Source organism: Cytophagales bacterium, assembly GCA_033344775.1.
Classification (GTDB): Bacteria; Bacteroidota; Bacteroidia; order Cytophagales; family Cyclobacteriaceae; genus JAWPMT01.
In genome coordinates, this window is the sequence record JAWPMT010000003.1 from 134,830 (window position 1) to 143,763 (window position 8,934).

Sequence of the window (8,934 nt, forward strand, 5' to 3'; positions counted from 1 at the left end):
AACCACAAGACCATGCCACGAATATCATTATTTCTAACGCTGTTTGCAGTAGTATTTTCCTGTTGCGGCCCATCTTCTCAGAAAGTTGAGTTCTATATCCTGCAAATGAATGACGTCTATGAAATAGCACCATTAGAAGGAGGAAAAGTAGGAGGAGTAGCGCGTGTAGCCACTGTTCTGGATTCATTAAAAGCGATCAATCCCAATACGATCAGTTTACTCTCCGGAGATTTTCTGAGTCCTTCTTTGATTGGAACTTTGAAATATCAAGGACAAAAAATAGCAGGATTACAGATGGTCGAAGCATTGAATGTGCTTGGCCTGGATTATGTCGGGTTTGGAAATCACGAGTTCGATGTAAAAGAACATGAAGTCCAGCAACAGATTGATCGATCTGCATTCACATGGATATCCAGTAATACGTTTCATCGGGTCAATGGTCAGGCAGAGACCTGGACACAGCGAGGAACAGCATTGCCAGCATTCATTGCAAAAGAATTTAAGAATGATTCAGGCGCATCTGTAAGGATCGGTTTGATTGGTATCAATGTTGACTTCAACAAAAAAGACTATGTTTCCTATAATAGTAATTATGCTGAAGCAGGAAAAGCCGTACTCGAAAAGTACAAAGACGCTTATGATGTGCCAATAGCAATTACACATCTCGAAGTATACCAGGACAAAGCATTTTCAGAGGCGTTGCCGCAAATTCCATTGCTCCTTGGGGGGCATGATCACGTCAATATGTCCGTGCCGGTTGGTAAGGCAGTGATCACCAAAGCAGATGCAAATGCCAAGACTGTATACATTCATCGATGCACGTATGATCAAAGCACGAAGGAGTTGTCCATTGAATCCACTTTGAAGCCAATTACCGATAAAGTAAAAGCAAAACCTGCTGTGCAAGCCATAGTAGACAAGTGGACAAAGATTGCAGAAGAAAGTATGTTAGAAATGGGGTATGATCCCGGTAAAGTAGTTTACTCGACATCCGAAATGTTGGATGGGCGTGAAAAAAGCATCCGTAATGAACCAACGAATTTGGGTGATATGATAGCTCAATCCATCTATGTCTTACAATCCGGGCTGGATTTTGCCGTTTATAACAGTGGTTCTATCCGCCTCGATGATCAGTTGATCGGAGATATTACGCAGACGGATATCCTTCGGACCTTACCATTTGGTGGAGAACTGGTTGTCGCGACCATGCGTGGATCAGAGGTACAAAAGATGTTACAAATAGGGTTTGAGAAAAATAAGGGTATTGGTGGCTATTTTCAGTCCGCTAAGATCACCGTCCAGCCAGATGGGTTTTTGATCGATGGGAAGGCGATTGTTTCGAATAAAATCTACACGTTTATTGCTCCGGCTTTTTTGATGTCAGGAAAGGAAGCGAACCTGGATTTTCTTAAAGATGTATCAAGTAATCAGCCTGCGGAATTTGGCAACGTAAAAAATGACTTTCGTGATGCGGTGATTGCTTATATGTCAAATCTAAGTGGTCAATGAACTATCGTCAGGTACTCTTATCGATAATGGCAAGCGTATCTGGCTTATGGTTGACCAGCCAAAACCTGGTCATCAATCCAGGATTTGAGGAAGACAGACCCTGTCCTTATACCTACAATAGCAATCCGTCTAAAGAAGTCGTTTCTGGCTGGTTCAGTACAGATGTGGGGACACCAGACTTTTATCATCGCTGTTCGACTGGAGATGTTGGTGTTCCTAAAAATTGGGTGAGTATTGCGGAACCTGTGAGTGGAGATGCCTACCTGGGTTTCTATGTTTTTCGAGCCAAATATCAGGAGACCTTGCATGCCCGGTTATCCCAGCCATTGATCAAAGACACCACTTACCTTGTAGGTGCCTGGGTCAATCACGGCAGCGCCTCCGAGTATCAGATCAGAATGCTCAACGTAAGTTTAGAGAACACGCCTGTGCAATTCGATGTGAAGTGGCAACCGTCTCAGGACATTGATTTCATGTGTTGGCGGATCAAAAAGCCAGAACAGCTCGGATGGAAACAGGTACAATTGGAATACAAAGCCAGAGGGGGTGAGCGATTTCTACTGATTGGAGCTTTGGAGCCTGCAGTGAGGAAGACCGCAATCACCTGGGCCTGGAACAAAGCTTATAGAGATGAACCTCAAATGGATCATGCGGCTTATTACTTCCTGGATGATGTTTATGTAAAACCGAAATACGGCGATATCCCTGAAGACACTCCAATAACTATCCCTGAACCCGCATTTACCCTGGTACTGGAAGACATCAATTTTGAATTTGACCGATGGATCTTAAGTGATTCGGCGCAGACACTGTTGCAAAGCTGGTCACAGGAATTAGAGGCTTCTACCATTGATCGGGTTGTTATTTCGGGTCATACCGATAATGCTGGAGCTTCCGACTATAATCTGCGTTTGTCACAGCGACGTGCGGAAACAGTAAAGACTTATCTAACAAACCTCGGTTGGCCTCCTGAATTGATTGTGGTGCAGGCATTGGGTGAATCTCAACCCGTTGCCCCAAACGACACACCTGAGAATCGCTCCCGCAATCGTCGGGTGGTGATAGATGTTTTTGAGTTAGGGCAACTTTGAGCTTAGGAGATTAGGAAAGATTTTTCTTTAATACAGTTTCTGGACATGTATTTCCTAAAGGGACGTTCTTTTAATCTCCTTTTAGGGCGGTGTATGATTGAAGTTTAAAATAAAATCTTTTCCAGTATTCAATAGTTGTATTCCGGCTATCACTTTCGCATCTCCAATAAAGAGTGAGTAGCGTTCTTTACTATTTAATATATTTGGGCAGAAAGCTTTAAAATTTCTTTTTAATCGAATCACGATAATCCTTGGATTTTCAATATTGTATTTTACATTTGGTGCTCCACGCCAAATGAAAATGCGGGAATTATACTACTTAGCCAAGCGCCTTTATGGGCGCTTTATCTTTTTTATTGCGTGTCTGTTGGTCGGATTGTGGGTAGAAGGACAACCTTTTTATTCCAATACCGCCAGTGAACGTGGTATTCAGACAACTAAAACACTACAGTCCATCGGCAATGGTATCAGCTTTAGAGATTTTAATAACGATGGCTTGGATGATCTCACATTTGGTACGGAGGCAGGACAATTCATCGACTTCTACCTCAATGAAGGTGGACAATTCAGAAAGCTAGACCCATTGATCGATAATCAGGATGAAGTCAAACAGTTACTTTGGGTCGATTTTGATAACGATGGAGATCAGGACTTGTATCTGGCTACACTCAACGCGCGAAACCGCCTGTACGAACGGGTAGGTGACCTGGAATTAATAGACATTACGGATCAGGCAGGGCTATCTCGCAAAATCAATGAATCCTATGGCGCGGTTTTCGGAGATTTTAATCGGGATGGCTGGTTGGATCTCTATTACGGTGAGCGTGAATGGCCGGTAGGCAATAGTCAACTGTATGTCAATGATGGTGACGGTACGTTCACGAAGATCACGATCAATTCCGGGACCCATGATGACCTGAAGTTGCCTTTTTGTTCGGCGTTCTTCGACTACAACAATGACAATTGGCCCGATCTGTACACAGCGCAAGACAAGTTGCGAGTCAATACGATGCTGCGAAATGATGGTAACTGCTCCTTTACAGATGTGAGTGAAGCTACAGAAAGTAACCTGACTATGAATGCTATGTGTGTGGCCATAGGAGATTATGATAATGACGGCTGGCAGGATGTTTATGTCACCAATACACCAGTCGGCAACGCCATGTTAAGGAACATACCTGATGAAGATCGTTTTGAAGAATTGGCTGCAGAGAAAGGAACAGGATTCTACGGCAATGGCTGGGGGTCAAATTTTTTGGATGCTGACAATGACGGTCATCTCGATCTTTATGTGTGTGGTTCGATTATCGGTTCGGATGTAGTATCCAATGAATTCTATCGAAACCTGGGAGATGGCACATTCGAACAGTCCGATTACGGATTTGATGGAGATACAGTAGCCAGTTATGTCAATGCCTTCGGGGATTTCAATCAGGATGGCTATCCCGATATTGCGGTTAAAAATGATGCTCCCTTTGATGCGCATTTCTGGGAGAATTCAGGACATACCAATCATTGGCTAAAGGTCTCTTTGGAAGGAGTGGAGAGTAACCGGGATGGAGTGGGTGCTTTGATAAAAGTATTTACAGGAGACATGATCCAATCCAGGTCTACTCATTGCGGGCTGGGCTTCCTGGGCCAAAATACCCATGATGCGATGTTTGGAATAGGATCACAGACCCAAGTGGATTCCATTCAGGTACTTTGGCCAACCGGACATATCGATCGGCTTTATGAGCTTACATCCAACCAACGAATTCATGTGATAGAAGGGTCTACGACCGATGGTCAGATTGATATGGATCCAGGTATTTCCAGAAGTTGCCGCAGCTTAGCCGATCCTCCGGAAGAAATTGAAGAGCCCGAAGAGCCCGAAGTGATCCTTTCTTTGGAAGCCCCAAAAGCGTTGGTCTATCCGAATCCGGTAGTTGATCAATTGTCTTTATCCCCTTCTTTAGAAGATGCCAACGTGACCATTTTTGATCTTTCGGGAAAAAGACATTTAGAAATTCAATCAGCAGGCAAGCAGATCGACCTATCAGTGCTTACCGCCAATCTGTACTTGATCATCATCGAGAAGGATGGGCAAATCTTGCATGAGCAGTTGTTGAGAAAGCAATAATGACAGGTTCGTGAGGATGAAACATGGAGATAAATCGAGCCGCATTCAACCACTATTTCCGTATATTTACATTAAAGCCAAATACACCAAAAACGGTTAGAATAAGTTCTGGTGACCCTTTCAGAGGTATGAAATTTGGTTGTAAGCACTAATTATCAGGTCTTTACAAGTTATAAGAAATCAGATAGTCAATATTGTCACGTTTCGTCTATGTGATCTGGTCACCACGAAGCATTGGGAGCATAGTTGCAAATCATGAAAATACTACTTCCGTCACTTTTGTTTCTTCTGAGCATGTTGGCCAACGCCCAACAAGTAGACACGCTGTACTATACTGGTGGCCAACTCAAATCGATAGGTGCTTCAGAAAATGAGCTAAGTCAAGGTCTTTGGAAGTTCTTTTACCCTTCAGGTAAACTAAGTGCGGAATTGAATTATCAATCAGGGATGCTTGATGGTATACAGCTTTACTATCACCAAAACGGGCAGATGTCCGCCAGAGAATCATGGTCGGAGGACTTAATGCAAGATTCGGCTTATTACTATTATCAGGATGGTAAACTCGAGAAGAAAGGCCTGATGTTGGACGGACTTTACGATGGTCAATGGTTGTTTTATTACGAAAATGGAAACACGAAACGCATCGGTACTTACAAAGATGGGCTACCTCATGACGATTGGATCTTCTATTTCGAAGATGGTACGCTATGGCAGGAAGGGGGTTTCAAGGAAGGAAAAGAACATGGTTTGTGGACCTTTTACGAAAACAATCAGCCCACATATGAAGGCAACTACGAAAATGGGGTAGAAGCCGGTGATTGGTACCGCTTCACGAAAAAAGGTGTCAAAAAGAAATGGAAGACTTATTGATCAATCAAGCTTCTATCTGAAAAACATGCACCTCTCGACAGTGCTCCATTAGCATTGAATTCATCTCCTGTCATTCCTGAAGTAGATCCAGTTTCGTTTGATCCTTTTGGAAAAGATTAAGACTACCCTCATTGGAAGTTAGTCCCTTGGCTCCCTTTTGGATATAGTTAATTAATACCTAATACATGTAAGTGTAAATTATATCATGTATCTTATGGTATAATTTTTTACTGCTTATTCTTTAATACTAATTCAATGAAAAAGGCTAAACTATTTCAGCTCTTATTGATCACTCTGTTGGTCACATCAATTTCCTGTGGGGAACAGGAAGAAATTACTGTTCTTGATGACGGCAAGACAATTGAGGATTCACAATTAAGTGAAACTACAAAATCAGCTGGCGCCCGAGTCCAGTCTCGTACTACCTGCACACTCAACGGGATCACCGGTATTGATTACGTGGCACCCGGAACTGCCAAAACGTATTACTATAATTTGAACATCGCAGGTCAAAGCGTGACTGGGAAAATTCTTAATTGGACCATCGTAAGCGGCAGTGATTTTACCATTTCAAGAACTACTGATTTTGCGATCACCATATTTTTTGGTGAGGATTTTTGCGAAGGAGAAATTGTCGTAAGAGGCCAGCAAGTTGGAGGAACCAATACTAATTGCGATGTGAATTTAACCATCGAGGCATTGCCTGAACCTCCTTGCGAGATTGATCCCATAACACCAACTTTTTTCGTTGACGTAAACACTGATTTAGAAGTATGTCCTGGAGATATTTTCGAAGCGTACGCTACCGAAAATGTAGGTGAAGGGTTTTATCGTCATGAATGGATATTTCCATCCAATGTGATGCAACTTGCTCCGGGCTATTCGAAATATCAGAGTCACGTGGAATTTGAGGCGACTGGTGGCGCCGGAAGTGCCATGCACATCCAATTGAACGCCTATTATCGATGCGTCAGTGTAGATAGATGTACAGGAGCGGTTACCCGGAGGTCAGCTGTCCGAACCAGTACGATCTGGGGAGGGAACATACAGAATTGCTCCGGATCAGGCCCAAAAATTTAATTTCAGTGAAAAACGCGTGTTGCCCTCGGGTAACACGTGTTTTTTACTATTGCGGATTTAAGGAGTCTCAACCCTTATTTTTGGTCGATCAAAAAAGCAGAATTACCGGTCATTTCCCACTGACCCATGGCCATTGGAATATTGCCGATGGAATTGAGTAGGTCAAAGAAAGCCTTTAATTCAAAGCTTTCGCCTGCAAGCTCACGAGTTCGGGCATACTCCATCATTGCATTTTCCAGGAGATATTTTCCGGTGATATAACTCGTACCATATCCAGGCTGCCGTAGGTAAAGGTGTTGTTCGAATATCAATAACTCCTTTTCCGTTTTCATCCATCCTCTGGGCGTGTATTCAGAATGGATGCCACCCGCTTCTTCCATGGTCATCATGTTGGCATGCGCATACAATGAACCCAATCCTCGGGCGGCACGCTGTGCAATCATGATATAGACAATCTCTCGAACACGTGGATTATCATCATATAAGCCCGCATCCATGAACATTTCTTCCACGGCTGTGGCAGTTCCTTCATTACGCGAGTCGAAGATGTTATACAACAAAGGGCCTTTTCGAACTGCTCGTTTATTGGGGGTGATGTCCATTCGGGCCAGTTCAAACCAATGGTAAAAATGACAATACAAGGGTCTGGGATCATGGTGCGCCGTAATCCAGAAGAAGTTTCGGGTTTCCCTGGGAACAAATCCCCCAAGATGTCGACGCAATGCCGGCCCGAAGTAATCTGCAACTGTGACAATTTCTTCTTCACTCAGAAATTTCATCAGGCTGGCCGCAGACCTTTCTGCCAAGGCATTATACGCTTCCGGGGAATCAACTGCTTCAAGTTGAGGAAGTTTACGGTTACGATGTTCCTCTAATTTTAGGCTGGACCATGCCCGGGCCAATTCTCTTTTTAGGATCATTACTTCGTCCTCCCAGGATAAAGGCACCAGGTGTACATTTTGCATGTACCACGAATAATTCTCTTTGCCAATACCTGATGGGCCGGTTTTTGAAGATGCCTGTTCTTCAAGCCAGTTGACAAGATCGTTGGATGCGGCAATGGCTGCATTGATGGCTTTCATTAGTTTTTTCCTTTTTGCCACCCCCTCTGCATTTTTCATATCCGTCAATACTGATGATTGTGTCTTGATGTCTCTGATTCCAGCGACCCAGAGGTCACGCGCATTACCAGTGAGGTTTTGTTTGGCTTGTGTATTTAGTGGTGGGATCACGCTTAAATCCTTGATCAACCGTTGTTCAGCTTCGTCGGACAGTGGGAAATTATAAGTCCACAGCTCAGTGGTGGCATGGTGTGTGGGTCCTTCATGGGCCGGAACATCGCTTCGATAGGTCCATACAGATTTGTAAAATGCGGGATCCCTAGCCCAAGGCTTAAGTATCCGATGATTAAAGTCGAAACCATTCATCTCTGCCCAGATGATCGTCCAATCTACTTTGTCAGGAACCGACCATCCTGTGGTGTCTATGCCGTTTAGTTTTTCCTGCAACGCTTTGAAAGCGGGCATTCTTTGATCGAACGTCTCTTTTCGATAATCAGGAGCTCCGTTGTGCATTGCGGGCTTCTCGAAGCTTCGCCATTCGGCAAAAAATTGTGCCAAAGAAGTTTCAGGTGATTGTGCTTCAATTGCGAAGGAAAAGCTGAAAGAAATGAGGAACAAAAGAGCGAAAACGGGGAAAGAGCGACGCATAATTTGATTGGTTAGGTTAATCGAGGGAAAGTTAATACCAAATCATTCCAGTGAAATGAAAATTTTGGCAGTGGTCAATCTTTTGGCTTGGTGGAATGAATGTTTACCAACTATGGTGCAATCCAATGTGCATTTTTTGAAACAATGCTTAATTCCCGGATCACAAGTATTTCTCGCCTTCTTCTCGCGTTCGAATTTCTCTGGCCGGACTACCAAAAACTACAAGATTTTCTCCAAAGTTTTGCAATACCGTAGTGCCAGCTCCGATTACCGTGTGAGCCCCAATCTTTATTCCATGAATGATGTTTGCCCCTAGACTTACTGTAGAGAAATTTCCAATTTGGACATTACCTCCCACGGTAGCGCCAGGGGCGAGACTTGCGTAGGCTCCCAAATGGCTGTCATGGTCCAGGATGCTATTGGAACCCATAATGGTAAAATCACCTATACGAGCATCGCTATTAATGACGGCACCTGCAAGTATGGCCACGCCTTTGCCAAAGACTGTCCCTTTTCCAATTTGAGCCTGGGGGTGAATCGCATTGGCCCAATG

At 43.7% G+C, this 8,934-nt stretch carries 7 protein-coding genes; 5 read left to right on the plus strand and 2 right to left on the minus strand.

The genetic code is table 11. The annotated features are described in order from the left end of the window. The first annotated feature begins 12 nt into the window (after positions 1-12). From R8G66_09055 to R8G66_09075, 5 genes are all read left to right on the plus strand, one after another. Positions 13-1,509, plus strand: coding sequence for a bifunctional metallophosphatase/5'-nucleotidase (locus tag R8G66_09055; GenBank protein MDW3192502.1), 1,497 nt, complete (start codon positions 13-15; stop codon positions 1,507-1,509). Then, positions 1,506-2,600: an OmpA family protein gene (locus R8G66_09060; protein MDW3192503.1), complete on the plus strand. Its 1,095-nt coding sequence runs from the start codon at positions 1,506-1,508 to the stop codon at positions 2,598-2,600. Before R8G66_09055 ends, R8G66_09060 begins: the two co-directional genes overlap by 4 nt. Positions 2,601-2,901: 301 nt before the next feature. Then, positions 2,902-4,722 (plus strand): FG-GAP-like repeat-containing protein, encoded by a 1,821-nt coding sequence (locus R8G66_09065; protein MDW3192504.1) that lies wholly within the window; start codon positions 2,902-2,904, stop codon positions 4,720-4,722. A gap of 255 nt (positions 4,723-4,977) precedes the next feature. Continuing rightward, positions 4,978-5,592 (plus strand): toxin-antitoxin system YwqK family antitoxin, encoded by a 615-nt coding sequence (locus R8G66_09070; GenBank protein MDW3192505.1) that lies wholly within the window; start codon positions 4,978-4,980, stop codon positions 5,590-5,592. 255 nt (positions 5,593-5,847) lie between these two features. Next, positions 5,848-6,672 (plus strand): hypothetical protein, encoded by an 825-nt coding sequence (locus R8G66_09075; protein MDW3192506.1) that lies wholly within the window; start codon positions 5,848-5,850, stop codon positions 6,670-6,672. Between the two features lie 74 nt (positions 6,673-6,746). Here the strand turns inward: R8G66_09075 and R8G66_09080 are convergent, their stop codons facing one another. Both R8G66_09080 and R8G66_09085 read right to left on the minus strand, forming a co-directional pair. Continuing rightward, on the minus strand, positions 6,747-8,381 hold the full coding sequence (locus R8G66_09080) for a hypothetical protein (GenBank protein ID MDW3192507.1): 1,635 nt from the start codon (positions 8,379-8,381) through the stop codon (positions 6,747-6,749). A 160-nt stretch (positions 8,382-8,541) separates the two neighbouring features. Continuing rightward, a partial coding sequence (locus R8G66_09085) for a hypothetical protein (GenBank protein ID MDW3192508.1) occupies positions 8,542-8,934 on the minus strand: 393 nt, incomplete at its 5' end.